15 protein-coding genes are annotated in these 19,709 nt (G+C 34.2%); 7 read left to right on the forward strand and 8 right to left on the reverse strand.

Annotated elements, in window-relative coordinates:
• Nucleotides 1–215: 215 nt before the first annotated feature.
• The 7 genes from CVD18_RS17120 to CVD18_RS17150 all read right to left on the reverse strand — a co-directional run bounded on the left by CVD18_RS17120 (nt 216) and on the right by CVD18_RS17150 (nt 11,467).
• Nucleotides 216–494 carry a F0F1 ATP synthase subunit epsilon gene (locus tag CVD18_RS17120; RefSeq protein WP_103866644.1) on the reverse strand — a complete coding sequence of 93 codons (279 nt, stop codon included), beginning with the start codon at nt 492–494 and terminating at the stop codon, nt 216–218.
• A 75-nt stretch (nt 495–569) separates the two neighbouring features.
• Nucleotides 570–2,078, reverse strand: a complete 1,509-nt coding sequence (atpD, locus tag CVD18_RS17125) for a F0F1 ATP synthase subunit beta (protein ID WP_103866645.1) — start codon at nt 2,076–2,078, stop codon at nt 570–572.
• A gap of 391 nt (nt 2,079–2,469) precedes the next feature.
• A complete protein-coding gene (locus CVD18_RS17130) occupies nt 2,470–3,954 on the reverse strand; it encodes a G-D-S-L family lipolytic protein (RefSeq protein WP_103866646.1) in 1,485 nt (494 codons plus the stop codon).
• Nucleotides 3,955–4,049: 95 nt separating this feature from the next.
• The gene (locus CVD18_RS17135; RefSeq protein WP_103866647.1) at nt 4,050–6,830 is read right to left on the reverse strand and encodes a TonB-dependent receptor domain-containing protein; all 2,781 of its coding nucleotides are present in this window, start codon (nt 6,828–6,830) and stop codon (nt 4,050–4,052) included.
• Between the two features lie 258 nt (nt 6,831–7,088).
• Complete coding sequence (gene glmS / locus CVD18_RS17140) at nt 7,089–8,936, reverse strand: glutamine--fructose-6-phosphate transaminase (isomerizing) (RefSeq protein ID WP_103866648.1); 1,848 nt, start codon at nt 8,934–8,936, stop codon at nt 7,089–7,091.
• Between the two features lie 32 nt (nt 8,937–8,968).
• Nucleotides 8,969–10,636, reverse strand: a complete 1,668-nt coding sequence (locus CVD18_RS17145; RefSeq protein WP_103866649.1) for a DUF4270 domain-containing protein — start codon at nt 10,634–10,636, stop codon at nt 8,969–8,971.
• Nucleotides 10,637–10,657: 21 nt separating this feature from the next.
• On the reverse strand, nt 10,658–11,467 hold the full coding sequence (locus CVD18_RS17150; RefSeq protein ID WP_103866650.1) for a glycogen/starch synthase: 810 nt from the start codon (nt 11,465–11,467) through the stop codon (nt 10,658–10,660).
• A gap of 110 nt (nt 11,468–11,577) precedes the next feature.
• Between CVD18_RS17150 and panC the strand changes: the two genes are divergently transcribed.
• The 5 genes from panC to radA all read left to right on the forward strand — a co-directional run bounded on the left by panC (nt 11,578) and on the right by radA (nt 16,809).
• Complete coding sequence (gene panC / locus CVD18_RS17155; RefSeq protein ID WP_103866651.1) at nt 11,578–12,426, forward strand: pantoate--beta-alanine ligase; 849 nt, start codon at nt 11,578–11,580, stop codon at nt 12,424–12,426.
• Nucleotides 12,427–12,445: 19 nt separating this feature from the next.
• Nucleotides 12,446–12,796: an aspartate 1-decarboxylase gene (panD, locus tag CVD18_RS17160; protein WP_103866652.1), complete on the forward strand. Its 351-nt coding sequence runs from the start codon at nt 12,446–12,448 to the stop codon at nt 12,794–12,796.
• Between the two features lie 3 nt (nt 12,797–12,799).
• Nucleotides 12,800–13,765 carry a lysylphosphatidylglycerol synthase transmembrane domain-containing protein gene (locus tag CVD18_RS17165; protein WP_103866653.1) on the forward strand — a complete coding sequence of 322 codons (966 nt, stop codon included), beginning with the start codon at nt 12,800–12,802 and terminating at the stop codon, nt 13,763–13,765.
• A gap of 51 nt (nt 13,766–13,816) precedes the next feature.
• Complete coding sequence (locus CVD18_RS17170; RefSeq protein ID WP_103866654.1) at nt 13,817–14,962, forward strand: alpha/beta hydrolase; 1,146 nt, start codon at nt 13,817–13,819, stop codon at nt 14,960–14,962.
• 479 nt (nt 14,963–15,441) lie between these two features.
• A complete protein-coding gene (radA, locus tag CVD18_RS17175) occupies nt 15,442–16,809 on the forward strand; it encodes a DNA repair protein RadA (RefSeq protein WP_103866655.1) in 1,368 nt (455 codons plus the stop codon).
• 91 nt (nt 16,810–16,900) lie between these two features.
• Here the strand turns inward: radA and CVD18_RS17180 are convergent, their stop codons facing one another.
• Nucleotides 16,901–17,932, reverse strand: a complete 1,032-nt coding sequence (locus CVD18_RS17180) for an aldo/keto reductase (RefSeq protein ID WP_103866656.1) — start codon at nt 17,930–17,932, stop codon at nt 16,901–16,903.
• A 389-nt stretch (nt 17,933–18,321) separates the two neighbouring features.
• Between CVD18_RS17180 and CVD18_RS17185 the strand changes: the two genes are divergently transcribed.
• A complete protein-coding gene (locus tag CVD18_RS17185; protein WP_103866657.1) occupies nt 18,322–18,783 on the forward strand; it encodes a hypothetical protein in 462 nt (153 codons plus the stop codon).
• Nucleotides 18,784–19,366: 583 nt separating this feature from the next.
• Nucleotides 19,367–19,709 (forward strand): transposase (locus CVD18_RS17190; protein ID WP_103864054.1); only part of this gene is annotated, 343 nt, incomplete at its 3' end.

Consider the following 19,709-nt stretch of genomic DNA (forward strand, 5'->3'; position numbering starts at 1 on the left):
AAAATATTTCCATCATAAGCACGCCAAATACGCCGCCTGAAAGATTTATAAGAACTAATTACCCTAACGATTAATAACATAATTTTATCTAAAAATCAATTATTTACTCCCATATATCATTTCTTTTTTTACAATGACTATACCCTTGCATAAAAAAATCCCTGTTGCCATTGGCAACAGGGATTTAATATAGTACTGATTAATTATTTATTGCATTAATCTGCAAGCACAACAATCTTATTATCTTTCATTTCGATAGTTCCTGAATTGATAGAAAGTAGTGTTGCTCCATTTTCACCTTCAGTAAATTTTGTTGCAACTTCTTCTTCTAGATTCATATCACCAAACACTTTTACATCTCCTTTTCCTAGCAAAGAAATAATTGGTGCGTGATTATCTAACATCTGAAACTCTCCATTTACTCCTGGCACTACAACCGAAGTTACTTCACCGCTAAATAATATGGCTTCTGGAGTTACTATTTCTAAATACATATTTTATAGTTATTTGTTGTTTGTTGATAGTATAGTTATTATCTAAAAACTACTAACTATCAACAATTAACCAGATTATGCTTCTGCTAACATTTTCTCACCAGCTTCTATAGCTTCTTCAATAGAACCTTTAAGGTTAAATGCTGCTTCTGGTAAGTGATCTAATTTACCATCCATAATCATTGTAAAAGCCTTAATCGTATCTTTGATATCTACCAAACATCCTGGTATACCTGTAAACTGCTCTGCTACGTGGAACGGCTGAGATAAGAAACGTTGAACACGACGTGCACGTCCTACCGCAAGCTTATCTTCTTCAGATAATTCTTCCATACCAAGGATTGCAATAATATCTTGTAATTCTTTATAGCGTTGTAATAATTCTTTTACTCTTTGTGCACAATTGTAATGCTCGTCTCCAAGAATATCTGCTGAAAGAATTCTTGATGTAGAATCCAATGGATCCACCGCAGGATAGATACCTAACTCTGCAATTTTACGAGACAATACTGTTGTAGCATCCAAGTGAGCAAACGTTGTTGCTGGTGCTGGATCGGTAAGGTCATCTGCAGGTACATATACCGCTTGTACAGATGTAATTGATCCTTTCTTTGTAGAAGTAATACGCTCCTGCATAGCTCCCATCTCTGTTGCTAATGTAGGCTGATATCCTACCGCAGATGGCATACGCCCAAGAAGTGCTGACACCTCTGAACCTGCTTGCGTAAATCGGAAAATATTATCTACGAAGAAAAGTACATCTTTTCCTTGTCCGTCTCCTGCTCCATCACGGAAATATTCTGCAATAGTAAGACCAGAAAGCGCTACACGAGCACGTGCTCCTGGTGGCTCATTCATTTGTCCGAATACAAAAGTAGCTTTTGATCCTTTCATAACTTCTTTATCTACCTTAGAAAGATCCCATCCTCCTTCTTCCATTGAATGCATAAAATCATCACCATATTTGATAATTCCTGATTCAAGCATTTCACGAAGTAAATCATTTCCTTCACGTGTTCTCTCTCCTACTCCTGCAAATACAGAAAGACCTCCATGTCCTTTTGCAATATTGTTAATCAACTCCTGAATAAGTACTGTTTTACCTACACCAGCACCACCAAATAATCCAATTTTACCTCCTTTTGCATATGGTTCAATAAGATCAATTACTTTAATACCTGTAAATAAAACTTCTGTAGAAGTTGATAAATCTTCAAACTTAGGGGCTTCACGGTGAATAGGAAGACCATCATCTCCTGCTTTTGGAAGGTCACCTAAACCATCAATAGCATCCCCGATTACATTAAATAAACGTCCGTATACATCACCTCCTATTGGTACTTGAATAGGAGCTCCAGTAGAAACTACTTCAACCCCTCTACTCAATCCATCACTGGAATCCATTGCAATAGTACGTACAGTATCTTCACCAATGTGAGACTGAACCTCTAGTACTAGCTTGCTACCATCTGCTTTGTTAATTTCTAACGAATCATAAATTTTTGGTAATTCGGTACCCGCCACGAATTCTACATCGATAACTGGACCTACAATTTGAGATACTTTACCTGTAACTTTAGACATTATATAACTATTTAATGTTTAGTATTTTACTATGTTTAAAAAACCAAGTACTCAATTGCACTGAATACTAGCTTTTTTCAGGGTGCAAATATAGTCTTTAAAATGAAAAAAATAACTGATTTTCTTTTGTTTTTTTGAAGTAATGTTCCTCTTACTTTTTTACACATAATAACTCCTCTTTCCTTAAAGGCTTTATTACACTCATAATTAATTGATAAATTAAGTCATTTTTTCTTTCTATAAAAAAAGTAATCCTCTTGCTATATATCATACACGACAAAGCAGTCAGTCTGAGCTTGCCAAATATCTTTACTTATCAGCGCTTTGCAAAAAAATCAACAAACTCAGTTTGACAATGATCTCTATTTTTCTTAATCAGTTTTGTGCATCTCTACCTCAATAGAGGTGAGTAAAATACAGGGTAATTTTCAGCTTTAACAATAGGCAGATTTGAGCCATATGTTGTATTAATAGATTCTATGGTTTTATTCGCCAAAAAAGCATATCCCCTTGCTGTAGGATGCACGCCATCTAATGAATAAGTGCCTCCAAAAACCAGCTTATCTTGCAAAAGAAAATCATCAAACATTACTCCATCTTCTGATATTTCTTTAAAAATCTTATTGACATCCACAAAAGCTAAACCTGTTTGCTCTATTGTCGTATCTATAACTCTATTAAACGCAGATATTGCAATGGACACTTCTTGTTGTTCTGTAGGTACTAACACCCACTTATCTTCTAAAGGAACCGAAACCCCATTAATTAACAGAGGATTACCCCCTACTACACTACCTATAAAAGAAGAACTTGATAATAGTAATAAATCTTCATCAGTAGTATGTCTATAGCTTGGCAAACCTGACCCTGAAAGATCTGTGAGGCTTTCGTCTTCTATCACTACTGCATTTTGTCCTTTTATAAATTTAATAGTTCTTTTTTTTCTTTCTTCTTCACTAATAGCTCCAAGGCCTTCTGCTTGTAATAACCCCGCATTATACATTGTATACCCTTGATTAACGGCTATCGATGTTGCTTCATCCATAGGGATTGGATTATAAGGCACTGTTGTAAAATGTGCCATCGAAGTTATATCAGGAATATTAAGTAATACTCCTTTTGCTCCACCAGAAACTAGCTTAGTAACCAATGTGCTGTAAGATTGAGAAAACATAGTTTTATTGGTTATAAGATCTGTACCATCACCTCCTGACAAAGCATATCCCAGAACATCATCACTACCCACCCATAAAGAGAAAAACGTAGGGTTCTGTGCGACAGCATCTTCAAGCACGGATGTTGTTGCGCCAGATGCCATTCTCACAAAATAAGGATTCGCCAAATTTGGCAACCCTGCTATATTACCATATCCTGCAACAGATAAATGAAAACTTTTTGCCCCAGGAACCCCTAGATTACTAAAAGGCCCTGACACTATATTTGTAATTTCTGTAGTAGGTAATTCTGGGGTATTATTCTCTGGAGTTGTCCCTAATAATCTTGGCCCTGATTCACTAGGAGGCTCTGGATTAGGGTCGCTATAAAAATAAAGTCTAGGATTTAAAACAGGTATCCCTGCAATCATAGCTCCTCCTATATTGTCACTCATAAGAGGTTGATTAAAATCTCCTCCTCCTGCCAAGGCCATTTGTTTTGCCACAATATTAGGCATTGAATTTTGTTGCCCTGCCATAAATAAAGCCCCATCTGTAAAACCTGCTGCAAGGGAATTTCCTACAGATATATATTTTGAAAAATCTGCCGTTCCTGAAGTAATCACAACTTCTTGTTTTGTTGCAGAGACTTCATCATCAGATTCACAAGAAATACTTCCAAAAATCAACAGGAGTAGCATCCATTTATATTGAGTATTCATCTGTTGTTGTTTTTTATATTAAGAGTATGATTTTGTATCATAATAGTTTTTTTATTGAAATAAAAAGCTATACGTTTGAGAGTCTAACGATTGATTTACAGGTTATTTATAGATAAACCTATGTAATATTGTGATCCTATATATCCTGTTCCAAATGCAGAGAAATATTCATCTCCTCCTATATTTGTGGCTCCAACCTTGAGTGTAGTTTTTAGTTTTGGTATCTTATAATTGATCTGAGCATCAATAACAGAAAAAGAGGGCACATTCCCGTCTCCAAAAGATTGCTCCCATAAATAACTATCACTCCAACGATAGCTTGTATTAAATCCAAAATTCTTAAATAGACTGGCATGCCCAAAAGTGGCTTTTACCTTGTGTTTTGGGGTATTAAAATTTGTTCTGAAATCTGGATCTTTCTCTTTATCAAATCCTTGTTCTGCGTATGTATAATTCATGCCTATATCAAAATTTCCTAAAATCTTAGTATTTACCCCAATCGTAGCTCCAAATGATTTTATATCCACATCTGAATTTGTGTATGCTTGATACACCTCATAATCGTCATTTTCCAAAGCCAAAAGTGATAGTGTCTGGTCTCCTACTTGCCCATACAGAGGTACTATGACATTTTCATTAGAAATAAAGTCTTTATACTGATTGTAATACCCGTTCAGGTCAATAATAAATTTTTGTATTTTACCTCTATACCCTACTTCAAAAGCGGTAACTTTTTCAGGTTTTACAAGGGTAGCCTCTGATGCCAAAGGAGCTCCGCTTTGCACTGAATTGGCAGAAAATGAATTTTCATACGCCGCACGACCAACAATTGTTGCTGTACTAGCCCCTGTAATACTTTGCCCATCACCACTCAAACTAAATGTTCTAATATCCCTATCTAGGTTATCTTGTGCTGACCCTACTAATATTGCTCTACCTACATTTAACCCAATATATAAATCTTGCGTTGTAGGGTTTCTAAACCCCGTTTGCACAGAAGCTCGGATATTGTGATTTTTATCTGCTCCCAAAGTATACCCTATAGATAGTCTTGGAGACAAGTTCCCATCAAATAATTCTGATTTATCATAACGTACCGAGGCGGTTACTTTTGCTCTTTCGTCTGCAAATTTCTTTTGAATCTGAGTATATGCTCCATATTCTGAATATCTTATTGGCCCATCAAAATCGGTAAAAATCGTCCCTGAAGAATTCAACTTATATTCTCTAAATGAGCCTCCTACCTGAATATCAGCAAAATCTCCTGTTATGTGACTAAAATTATAATTAACATCTACATGCCTTAACTGTGTTCTATCCTGAAATTTTGACCCTTTATTCAAATCAGGGCCACTAGTTACCTGAGTAAATGCTTGCTCAAATTCAGGAGTCCCTGGTTCTAAGCGCCCTGTATCTGCAACAGCCCTAGCGGCTATATGAGCTTCTTCTGGTAATTTTCCTGCCAGTGTTTCTCTGATAAATGTTCCTGCATACTCACCAAACCATGTAGCATCATCTTTCCATTTTCTATTAATATTTATTCCTGTAAAACGAGTATCATAAGAATCTCCTGCATCTTCATCGGTAATATACCCTCTAATAAAAAAGTTATTGTTTTTAAATTCTAATTTATGTTGTTGTAGAAAAAAATTACGAATTGCATAGCGATTTGCTCCTTGATAAACGGTTGTTCCTCTCCCAGCTTTCCCATTATAAATAATTTCAAAATCGTTTGCAAACGGTCTATAATGTAATGCTGCATCAAATTTTATACTTTCTGCTCTATATCTGTTTAAATCCTTTTCATCATACCCTGTTCTACTCACTCCTTCACTAGGAAGAAGGTTTTCTAGCCCTGGTGTGAGACGTGGTTGCCCTGTTTCTGGATCAATTGATTTTGTCAATGCTACACCTACCCCTCTTATATTCTGACTTACTTCATCTCCGTACACATTAAGCCCATCATAATTAGGGTCTGATCTATCTGTTGCGGGATTCAAAACATTAATTGTATTGGTTGCAAACCAATCTGTTCCTCGTAAATAAGAGAAGTTTGCTTTTGCTGCAAATTTCTCTGAAAATTTATGTGCTATTCTAATCCCATAATCATAAAATTCGTTGTCTCCCGCCGCTTCTTGTGAGGTGATCCCTCCTTTGAAATATGCACTGATCCCATGATGGTCAAATGGATTTTTACTGGTCATAAACAAAATTCCATTAAAGGCATTTGCTCCATACAAGGCTGAAGATGCTCCTGGCAATAGCTCAACACTATTAACATCAAGCTCTGTCATTCCTAACAAATTTCCTAACACAAAATTAAGTGCTGGCGAAGCATTATCCATTCCATCTACCAATTGTACAAAACGGTTGTTTGCAAACGTAGCAAAGCCTCTGGTGTTAACCGACTTGAATGTCAAACTATTGGTATTGACATCTACGCCTTTTAAATTTTCTAAACCGCCATAAAAATCTGCTGAGGCTGTATTTTTTATTTCTTTAATTCCAAATCGCTCAACACTCACTGGCGACTCAAATATACGTTCTGGGGTTCTAGATGCAGAAATAACAACCTCATCTAGCTCTGTTCCTTCTTTTAATATCACAACAAGATCTTTTATTTGTGAAGAGATATCAACAGAAGCAGACTCAAATCCTACTGAGCTCACCACAAGAATGAGTGGCGGCGATTGATCTACTGTTAACGAAAAAAGTCCATCAAAATCTGTTACTGCACCAGAACGTGTATTTTTTAGTGTGATATTTGCCCCAGGGATTGGTTGATCACTATCGTCTACTACTTTTCCACTAATTGTTGTTTGTGCTGTAGTAATAATACTCACCATTAGTAGTATTACTAACATGATTTTTTTCATACCCCCAAATTTTATTAGTTACCACAACAATATACGTTTTTTTATAAATTTTTTAATAAAATAGCCAAATCTTTGTTGTTTTCTTTAAAAACACAATTCAAAAAAACACAATTCGTAACCCTAAAAACTCAAGCACTTTTTCAATGCTACCAAAAGACATTCATATATAATTGGTATAACAAATACACCCTATCAGAAAATTTTCTGATAGGGTGTATTTTATAATATAATTAATTTCTTTATCTACAAATGAGATAACTATTCAACAGTAACAGATTTTGCTAAGTTACGCGGTTGATCTACATTTTTACCTAACATGACCGCAATATGATATGACAATAATTGTAATGGAATTGTTGTAAGCAGTGGTGTCAAAAATTCTTCTGTTTCTGGAATTTCTATAACATGATCTGCCAACTCTTTTACCGTAACATCTCCTTCTGTAACGATAGCAATAATTTTTCCTTTTCTGGATTTAATTTCCTGAATATTACTTACTACCTTCTCATAATGTCCCTTTTTTGTAGCTATTACTACTACAGGCATTTGCTCATCAATCAAAGCAATAGGACCGTGCTTCATTTCTGCTGCAGGATATCCTTCTGCATGTATATAAGATATTTCTTTTAATTTCAATGCTCCTTCTAATGCTACAGGAAAATTATATCCTCTACCTAAATACAAGCAATTTTTTGCATCTTTATAAGTATCGGCAATAAACTTAATATGATCATTAGATTCTAATGCTACTTTTACTTTTTCTGGAATTCTTTCTAGTTCCTGTAAGTAGTAATGAAAATCACTATTAGATATTGTTCCTTTTCGTTCAGCTAATTTTAATGCTATCAAAGAAAGAACTGTAATCTGGGTTGTAAATGCTTTTGTAGATGCCACTCCTATTTCTGGACCCGCATGCGTATATGCTCCTGCATGAGTTTCTCTAGAGATTGAAGACCCCACTACATTACACACACCAAAGACAAATGCTCCATTCTCTTTGGCTAATTTTATTGCTGCCATCGTATCGGCAGTCTCTCCACTTTGTGATATTGCAATGACAACATCATCTGAATGAATCACAGGATTTCTATATCTAAATTCTGATGCGTATTCAACCTCTACAGGGATACGTACTAGTTCTTCAAAGATATATTCTGCCACCAAACCTGCATGCCATGAAGTACCACAGGCTATGACAATGATTCGTTTTGCATTTAATAATTTGGCTAAATTATCATCAATCCCTGCCATTTTAATGATTCCTTCTGCAACACGCATTCTTCCTCTATAGGTATCACTAATAGCATTTGGTTGTTCATAAATTTCTTTAAGCATAAAGTGGTCATATCCACCTTTCTCTATTTGCTCTAAATTAAGCTGTAATTCTTGTAGATAAGGATCTACCTGACTATCATCTTTTACATTTCTAACCTTAACACCTTTATTAATTCTTACAATAGCCATTTCACCATCTTCAAGGTAAATTGCGTTATTGGTATATTCTATAAAGGGAGATGCATCCGATGCTATGAAAAATTCGTTTTCGCCTACACCAATCGCTAGTGGACTCCCTAGTCTGGCAACCACTATTTCGTCTGGTTTTTGCTTATCAAAAACAGCAATTGCATATGCGCCAACAACTTGATTAAGTGCAATTTGAACTGCTTTTCCAAGCTTTACATTTTCTTTGGTCTTTACATCTTCTATAAGATTTATCAATATCTCTGTATCAGTTTCTGATGTAAATGTATACCCTCTATTGGATAACTCTTTACGAAGAGCATCATAATTCTCAATAATTCCGTTGTGTATAATTACAAGATTTCCAGAATTAGAATAATGAGGATGAGAATTGACGTCATTAGGAACCCCGTGTGTTGCCCATCTAGTATGACCAATTCCAATAGTTCCTTTTGAAGAAATTTCTTTTTCTAATTTCTCTTCGAGGTCTGCGACTTTACCTTTTGTTTTTGATAATTTAATATCATTACCATCATACAATGCGATTCCTGCTGAATCGTACCCTCTGTACTCTAATCTTTTTAAGCCCTTTAAAACAATGGGATAGGCATCCCTATGCCCAATATACCCTACAATTCCACACATGATTTAGTTTTTTAATGATTGTTTGTTAATCTTTATTTTGCCGCTGTATAAATAATATCCAGCTTTAAACGTTTTGACTCAGGCACATCTGCTCCATTACCATAGAGAACTGTACCTTCGTGAGAAACAATTGATGACGTTGGGATTATCTCGTTATCTATTTTTATTGTAGGGGTATTATCAACTACTGTTATGTAGTTTACGTTTTGAGATACAGACACTCCCAATTTAACATTTTCTGTGTCACCATTAAGAACATTTATTACATGCTGAGTGACTTGTATTTTATAAAATTCTCCATTCTTATCAGAATCACGACTAATAGGGCTTAAATGGTTAACTCCTGATAATGAAGGTTGCTCTGAATTAATCGAACCATCTATGACATAATCAATAAGAGGTTCTCCTGTTTCTGCATTAAATATATAGATTCGTTCTGGCTCAGTATCTCCGCCAGTAGTAACTTTATTCTGATCAATATAAAACGTAAGGTTCGCTTCGTTTACCAACCAATCTTGCCTTTTTAAGAAAGTAAGCTCATTCTCTTCTTCTCCTGTTTCATTGGTAATGTTGCCTCCAAATAAATCTACTATTGCGTATGCTCCATCACCTCCTTTTAGATATAATGTTTCCTCTCCATTTATAGTATCTTGATTCTCTTCTTTCAAGCCGTTTACAATATCATTATTATCAATATTGGTTTCTATAGAATTTATAACTGTATTAGAAAAATTCAAAACCAATTCTCCTTGGTCACGAGTAGTAGTACTGTTACTAGTATTTGTTACATCAAAACTATAGTGCAGTGCTATCTGCGCATCTCTCATGTTAAGATACACAAGATTACCACCTCCACCTACTTCTGGTTCTGCCTTCACATATATTCCTCTAAAATAGTTTCTAAAATTATTAGCATTACTCAACTCCGAACTTCCTTGTTTGTCCAAGAACAATGTTTTAAACAATGTTTTAATTTCTTCAGAAAATTTAAATCTCAACCTTGGTGTTAATCTACTTCTAGTGGTAGTTGTATTATCACCTGAAGCTGTTTCTACTCTCAGCACTACCTCTTTAGCAGATGGTACAAAAGAATCGTTTGTATACAATAACGTTTTTTCTACCTCTGCTGCAAAATTAGTATTAATATCATCAGAAAAATACACTTGTCTTTCATCTGTAGCAGGGTCAAAATCTCTTAAAAAGTAATTTGACTTATATAGTGATAATTTTATTGGTTGATTCCCATAAACAGAATCTAAACTATATGTTGTTGCTGTTTCAGTAGTATTTGCGTCAATCTGTACTTGTGTCGTTCCTGTTGCTCTACTCAAATATGGCATACTAAAAACAACACTATCTAATACTGCATTGGTGCCAAAATTAGGATTTAACTGTTGCAACTGAACTTGAGACAAGATACTATACGTTGATTGCCCATATACGGGATCATCATATACGCCAAGCATATTGGCATGATAACTAACCTGATTACCTGATACTTGTTTGACCAAATTATTTGAACGCACTCTTTCAAACCTTTTACTATATGCTTTTGGTATAGCGGCGTATTGATCATCTTTAAAATTAATATCTCCTATAACCTCACTACCTACAGTATTAAAATCATCATTACAAGAAAAAAAGGCTGATACAACAACTACAATAGTTGTTATCTTAAAAAAAGTGTTCTTCAATTTCATAAATAATTTAATCGTGTTTACTTATACCAGTACTTCTGTCTGATAAAAAGCCTCATAGGCATCAGCAAATTCATCTGGTCGTTTATATTCTAAAACTGGCTGATCTATGGTTTTTAAATGTTCGACAAGCTCAGATGGGATCTCTTCAGACCCTACAATTACCGCATCAGAATTATCAACAGCCACCTTCATCAGGCTATTGTATGTCGGTTTTACTAAATCGCTTATTTTCTCTTCTGCAATACCATCAAACTTCACCTTTTCCATCATGTTCTTATCTAGTGTTCCTTCATAACCATGGTCATATACCGAAGTTACAATTTTACTATGACCGAAAAGAGGCTCATTTGCATAATAATGCTTTAGGTACAAAGGAAGAAGCGACGCTAACCAACCATGTACATGGATTATATCTGGTGACCAATTTAGTTTTTTCACTGTTTCTATAACTCCCTTTGCAAAAAATATTGCTCGTTCGTCATTATCAGGAAACAGTTTCCCTTCTTCATCTGTCAACGTTGCTTTCCTCTTAAAATAATCTTCATTATCAATAAAATACACCTGCATTCGTTCTTTTGGAATCGAAGCTACTTTTATTATAAGCGGCATATCTAAATCGTTAATTACCAAATTCATACCAGAAAGCCGAATCACCTCATGCAATTGGTGCCTTCGTTCATTGATATTTCCATATCTTGGCATAAATATTCTTATTTGCCCCCCTTTATTGTTTACCATTCTTGGCGCTTCAAAAGACATAGATGAGATTTCAGTCTCTGGCAGGTAAGGTATTACTTCTGATGATACATACAATATCCTCTTATCTTTCATATACTCGATACTTTTATCGTCCCCTTTTGGAATTAATTTTGCAAAATTACGAAAATTTATGCAGTCTGCCAGTAATATCTTATTTTTGCACGCCTTTAAGCTTTATACCGATGCGGTTACTCAAAAAAAGACGGGACATCCAAAGCGATGTTGCATCCTTAAAAAAACAGAATAAAACTATTGGGTTTGTTCCCACTATGGGAGCATTACACATGGGACATCTTGCTCTTATAAAAAGAGCTCTCAACGAAAATCAAACCGTTGTTGTAAGTATTTTTGTAAATCCAACACAGTTTAACAATCAAGAAGATTTGGTGAATTATCCCAGAACTCTTGACTCAGATATTGAACTTTTGTCTGATGTATCAAAAGAAATTATTGTGTTTGCTCCTTCTCCAAAAGAAATTTATGGGGATCAGGTGACCTCTATATCTTATAACTTTGGTGGATTAGAAAATGAAATGGAAGGCAAATTTAGGCCTGGTCATTTTGATGGGGTAGGAACTGTTTTAAAACATTTTTTTGAGATTGTTACTCCAGATAAAGCTTATTTTGGCGAAAAAGATTTTCAACAACTACAAATTGTAAGAAGACTGGTTGACATTGAAAATATGTCAGTTCAAATTGTCGGTTGTCCTATTTATCGTGAAGAAAATGGATTAGCTCTCAGCTCACGAAACAAAAGGCTAAACCAGAATCAACTTGAGGCATCTCCTTTAATTTATCAAATCTTAACACAGGTTAGAAATGACTTTGGCACAAAAAGTGTTCATATGTTAAACAAATGGGTATCAGAACAATTCGAAAATAATGATGAATTAACATTAGAATATTTTGAAATTGCCAAAGTATCTGATTTGAAATCTATTCAAAGAAAATATAAAAACACTAAATACAGAGCTTTTATAGCTGTATTTGCGGGAGAAATAAGACTTATTGACAACATTGCCCTAAATTAAAATTAACTAACTTTGTAACATGTTTGTACACGTAGTAAAATCAAAAATTCATCGCGTTAAAGTAACGGGTGCTGATCTTAATTATATCGGTAGTATCACTATCGATCAAGATTTAATGGATGCTGCCAATATTATTGAAGGAGAAAAAGTGCAGATCGTAAATAATAATAATGGAGAACGTCTGGAAACCTATGCCATTCCAGGTCCAAGAAATAGTGGTGAAATCACACTTAATGGAGCTGCTGCAAGAAAAGTAGCCAAAGGAGATGTACTTATATTAATCACCTATGCTATGATGGATATCGAAGAGACCAAAAATTTTAAACCTAGCCTTCTTTTTCCTAATGAAGAAAATAACTTATTAAAATAAATAGTGAAACCCAAACTTATAAAGTTTCTCAAAATTATACTCCCATTAGCACTGGGAGTTTTTTTAATTTGGTACTCTATCTCTTCTGCCTCTCCCGAGGAAAGACAGAAAACAATTCAATATATTACTCAAGCTAATCCAAAATGGATTATTTTATCCCTGACAATGGGAGTCATCTCTCACTTATCCAGAGCATATCGATGGAAATTTGCTATAGAACCTCTTGGGCATTCTATCAAATTATCAAATAGCTTTATGGCGCTTATGGTTGGCTATCTTGCCAACTTAGGAATTCCAAGATCTGGAGAGATTCTTCGTGCTGGCACTATATCAACCTATGAAAGAATACCTTTCAAAAAAGCGTTTGGAACTATTATTTCTGAGCGCGTTATTGATTTACTAATGCTTTTACTGGTTATCGCTATTACCTTTCTTTTTCAATCTGAACATTTATTATCCTATTTATCAGAAAAAATTGCAAGCCCTTTTATTACACTTGCTGTTTTAGTAGGCTTATTAATCATTGGGGTTGTGTTTTTAAGAATAATAAAAACATCTAAAAATCCAATATTAGTTAAATTACGCAATTTTGGAGAAGGTCTTTTAGAAGGAGTAAAGAGCATTTCTAAAATAAAGCAAAAAGGCGCTTTTGTTTTTCATACATTTTTGATCTGGATCCTTTATGTGGGTATGTTTTACATTATCAAATTTACCGTTCCTGAAACAGCAAATCTATCAATAGGCCCTGTATTAGCAACCTTTGTTGCAGGTTCATTTGCTATGTCTACGACCAATGGAGGGATTGGTGCGTTTCCTATTGCTATATCAGCAGTTTTATTACTTTTTGATGTTGAGAAACCAGCGGGAGAAGCTTTTGGATGGATCCTTTGGGGGTCTCAAACTGCAATAAATATAATCATTGGGGCGTTATCCTTTTTGTTTCTACCTATTGTAAACAGAGAGAAATAAGGAAATAATTTATATATTGTCCCTTGCTTAACCGTAATCCTAATACTACTTATGAAAAAAAGTATACTTCTCATTATTGCTTTTGTTTTTGCCTCTTCTAGCTATGGGCAGGCAATCTATGAATCTTTCAGATCTATCAAATTAGACCAAAACAGAGAGTTAAAAATACAACTCCCTCGTAATTATAAGAAAAATGAAGATAAAACATATCCACTAATTATTGTCTTGGATGGTGATTACTTATTTGAACCTGTTGCTGGAAATGTAGATTATTTCTCATACTGGGAAGATATGCCTGAATCTATCGTTGTAGGGGTAAATCAACGTAAAACAAGAGTTGATGATTGCAGGTATGATGTAGCAGAGTATCTACCTACAGAAAAAGGAGCAGAATTTTATGAATTCATTGGTCAAGAACTGGTTCCTTATCTCAATCAGACATATCGTACAGCCGAGCTTAAAATTATTGTTGGTCATGATTATACGGCTAATTTTATAAACTACTTTTTATTCAAGGACAACCCTATCTTTCATGGATATATCTGCTTAAGTGCAGAGCTTGGACCACCTATGGGTGAACGAATTGCCAATAAATTAGCCTCTTCTTCAGAAATCTGGTATTACTTAGCCACCGCAACCAATGATGCCGAAAATATCAAAAAAGATCTTGTGGCATTAGACGAGAAGCTTTCTGCTATTGAAAACCCTGAGGTGAGCTACTTTTTTGATAATTTTGAAGAGTCTTCTCATTACACCTTGGTAGGAAAAGCTATCCCAAAGGCTCTAGAAGATATTTTTGAAATGTACAGGCCTATAAGCAAAAAAACATACAAAGAGGTATTACTTACTCTAGAGACATCTCCTTATGACTATCTGGTAGATATCTATAAAACTACAGAGAAATTATATGGTATAAAACGTAAAATTAGAGTCAATGATTTTATTGCAGTATCTACTGCAATAGAAAAAAATGAAAATTGGTCAGAATTAGAGCCTCTAGGAAAACTTGCACTAAAAGAATACTCTGATCTTATGTTGGGTTATTATTATCTAGGAATGTTCTATGAACAAACTGGTGAACCAAAAAAGGCTATGAGAGCATACGAAAGTGGGTTTCAGCTTTCTGAGGTTGCATTCTTAACTAAAGATTACATGCTAGACAAAGTAAACAAAATCAAAGAAGATTTTGGGTGGTAACATCTCACCTATAATCTGATAGTGTAAAAGCATAAATTGTTTTAAGGTAAAATCTCCAGAGAATCAAATGATTCTCTGGAGATTTTTTTTAGTTTGAAATAAAATAGTGTTCAACAGAAACTAACAAAGCATACATGAATTATAGCATTCAGCAGGTCTTCCTCCTGCTTTTATACATGCTCTCATACAAATACGATCCACACAATTAGGCCGTCTATCCCCTCCATTAATTTATTTTTGAGCCTTTTCACCAATTTCTTTTACATTTTAGAATTTTAGAATTTTCATGTTATTATATTTAACGGTTAATTAAATTACTTATAATCAATACTATAAACACTATTAAGCATACAGTCTTTTTAAACAAATCTTACAGTCTCATACAAACACCCCCTTCTTCTTATCCGTTTATAAAATAAATTTTGGGTTCTATCATTCCTTTTAAAAAATAGTATTTTTACGCTTTTATCAATACTTATATGGCCAAAGTAAAAACTGTTTTTTTCTGTCAGAATTGTGGTGCAAAATATGCCAAATGGCAAGGACAATGTACTTCGTGTAAAGCATGGAATACTATTGCAGAAGAGGTAATCCAAAAAACTACTACCAATGATTGGAAAAATGCTACATCTACATCAAAAACCAGCAAGGTGTCCAAACCTTTACGAATCTCAGAAATACATACAGGTCAAGAGGCGCGATACAATACAGATGATGCAGAATTAAACCGAGTTCTTGGCGGTGGCCTAGTTCCTGGATCATTAACTTTATTAGGGGGTGAACCAGGAATAGGAAAAAGTACTTTATTATTACAAATCAGCCTTAAACTACCATACAAAACATTATATGTTTCTGGAGAAGAAAGCCAGCAACAGATAAAAATGCGAGCAGAACGCATACATTCTAAAACAGATAATTGCCTTATTCTTACTGAGACCAAAACGCAAAATATTTTTAGACAAATAGAAGAAATACAGCCCGATATTGTCATTATAGATTCTATACAAACATTGCATAGTGATTATATAGAAAGTAGTGCTGGTAGTATTTCTCAAATCAGAGAATGCACTACAGAATTAATCAAATTTGCCAAAGAGACGGCTACTCCTGTTCTACTGATTGGCCATATTACAAAGGATGGAAATATTGCAGGTCCAAAAATCCTTGAACATATGGTGGATACCGTACTACAGTTTGAAGGGGATCGTAATCATGTATATCGAATCTTACGAGCTTTAAAAAACCGGTTTGGCTCTACTGCCGAATTAGGAATCTATGAGATGCTAGGAAATGGACTACGAGAAGTAAATAACCCCAGCGAGATTCTAATTTCTAAAAAAGATGAAGAATTAAGTGGTACTACTATTGCATCTACGGTAGAAGGTATGCGACCTCTTATGATAGAAATACAAGCATTGGTAAGTACTGCGGTGTATGGTACTCCTCAACGTAGTGCTACAGGGTATAACCTAAAACGTCTCAATATGATACTGGCTGTTCTAGAAAAACGAGCTGGTTTCAGACTTGGTGCCAAAGATGTATTCCTTAATATCACAGGAGGAATCACAGTAGATGATCCTGCTATTGATCTTGCAGTTGTTGGGGCTATATTATCATCTAGTGAAGATATCCCTATTCAAAAAGATTTTTGCTTTGCTGCAGAAGTGGGACTGGCAGGAGAGGTGCGACCAGTAAACAAAGTAGAGCAACGTATACAAGAAGCAGAAAAATTAGGTTTCTCCACTATTTTTGTTTCTAAATACAACAAAATCTCTCTTCAAAACACTCAAATAAAAATTCAATTAGTCTCCAAAATCGAAGATATTGTCGAGTATCTTTTTGGATAATAAATATAACTTATTGACTGAACCTTATTCTTTACACAGGATTATCTGTTACTAAAGTTTGATAGGTTCAGCCATATATCATATACTTAATTTAAGGTGCAGGGTTTGGATTATTCTCATGTACAGATTCGATCTCGTCAAGGATTTCATCAGATAATGTAATATGAATACTCTCTATATTCTCTTTTAGTTGCTCTAGTGATGTTGCTCCTATAATATTACTAGTTACAAAAGGACGATCATTTACAAACGCCAAAGCCATTTGTGTTAAACTAATATTGTGTTTTTTTGCAATTTCATTATAGGCTCTTGTAGCTTCAAATGATTTCTCATTGTGATATCTAGAAAATTGAGGAAATAGTGTTACTCTAGCATTTTTAGGGGTTTCTTCAAGGTATTTCCCTGTTAATTGACCAAAACCGAGTGGAGAATATGGCAAATGCCCTATCTGCTCTCTATGTAGAACCTCAGTAAGACCAATTTCATCCTTTCGGTTTAATAAATTATATGGGTTTTGAACTGTAATCATTTTTGGCAATCCTTTTCGCGCTTCTTCTGTATAACGCATCACTCCATAAGGGGTTTCATTAGATAGCCCTATTTGCCGTATTTTTCCTTCTGCAACAAACCCTTGAAGGCAACTGAGTACTTCGTTGAAATTATCATTCCATTGTTCTGTTTCATCATGTGTATATCCTCGTATTCCAAAAAAATTCGTGTTCCTTTCTGGCCAATGTAATTGATATAAATCAATGTATTCTGTTTGTAATCGCTGTAAGCTATTATGAATTGCATCTGCAAATTCTTTTTTTGTAAATCCTCCTGTGCGAATATGACTTACAAAATCTCTAGGACCGACAATCTTTGTCGCTAAAACTACTTCTTCTCTTTTTTTGGTTTTCTGCAACCATGTTCCAATTATTCTTTCTGTACTGCCTTGAGTTTCTTTGCTAGCTGGTACAGAGTATAATTCTGCTGTATCAATAAAATTAATTCCTTTATCAATCGCATAATCTAATTGCTGATGCCCTTCTGCTTCTGTATTTTGTTCTCCCCAGGTCATACTGCCTAGACATATCTTACTTACTCGTATATCGGTACCTGGTAATGTAGTGTACTTCATTCTTCTTGAATATAATTTAAGTTGAGAAAACTATTAAAATGAAATCTTATTTCATGATACACTTCTCATTTTTCAATTTCAATCAAAAGTAGAAACTCTTGTTTTTTTTAGTCTAAAAATTATCATAATAAATTAAGAGTTTTTTAGAAAGGAGCAAATCAACATATCACAGCAATTTTATTTTTGACCTAACTATTCTCTTAAACATGTGAAAGATATCTACAATCAAGGTATATTGGTCAACATATATTCAATGACAGTCAAAAAATATATTTATTCAAATTATTGATAATCAGGTTATTATATTTAATTTAATTATTAAACTGTTCTGGAATGATAATTTCTTTTTATTTATCAATTCATAAACACAACATAACGATCCTAAACAATTGAAGTTAACATTTACTGAAATTGTAGATTCACAAACTCCAAAATTTTATAACAAAGAAAAGACCAATAAACAATTAATTATGTCTGGCAAATTCGATGTTATTATTGATAAACTTAACTTAAAAAAAATGAAAAAGATAAACATAATACTAGTCATATGCTCTGTGTTCTATTCATCTCAAATCACATACGGTCAACAATATGATGAGGATGTTTTGCCTATTGTAGAAAGTGATCCTTATTTTGACCAAGAGAGTTATACTCTAATAAAAACAGACAAGCTTTCTGAAATTATTAAGGCTGCTGTAGAAAAAGATTTCCCTAAGGCTACTATTGCAAAAGCATTTACTGATAATGTAGGCAATTATAAATTGATTTTAAAAATAGATAATGACACCAAAACCGTATATACCAACGCTAGAGGTGAATGGTTTACCCCTAAAAACGAAGGACATAATTAGATTGCTCATTAAAACCTGAAGAAGAGGTCTGGAAGAACCTTCGTCCTCCGTCATATTTGAGGATCAGTCAATCTGTTAATTCTTACAAAAATCAGGCAACAGATCATGCATTGTATTCATACTGACATTTTATTTTTCTTTCAGGCCTCTCTTTAAAAAAAACGGATGCGACTACCCCTTGTCGCACCCGTTTTACACAACTAACCAACCTAAAAATTAATTCCTCCAACATCCATCAAATACATTTTAGGATTGAATGTATACAAACTCAACTATCTATACTATTTTCTCCTTTGTTATACTCTTTATATCCCCTCTCTTCGTATTCAAGATATTGTAATAGTACATATACCTTCATTGGTTTATCTAAAAGTACTACATACCTTCATGCTATAAAATCGATAATGAGGGAAACATAAGTTTGAATGAGGGAAGTGGTGTTTTGAAGTATTGCGTCTAACGCATAAGAATTTGCATTATCCTCTACTAATAATATACTCTTGCTTTCTACAAAATTGATTTTGCTGTGTGCTAATACTCCTTTTTATACAATTTACGGATAAATTTTTCGTATATTTAAAGAATGGGTAAGCATATATTATTAGAAGTAAAAGAATCCTCAAGTCATTTACGGAATTTAATCAGAAAAGAGACTAATCCTAAAAATGTATTACGACTACAATCTTTGTTACATATTAGAGAATCAAGCTTTTCTACACAATCAGCCTTGGCAGAACATTTAGGATATCACGTTCGTAGTATGGAACTTTGGCTCAAGTTATATAAAGAAGGAGGTTTATTCGCCATGCTTTTGAATTCAAAAGAAAAACAGCAGCGCAAGCGAATCATTACTCCAGCTGTACACGATGGATTATCAAAACGACTTAATAATCCAGAGCAAGGTTTCCATAGTTACGTACAAGCGA

Source organism: Aquimarina sp. I32.4 (assembly GCF_002924285.1).
In the GTDB taxonomy this organism is placed as follows: Bacteria; Bacteroidota; Bacteroidia; order Flavobacteriales; family Flavobacteriaceae; genus Aquimarina.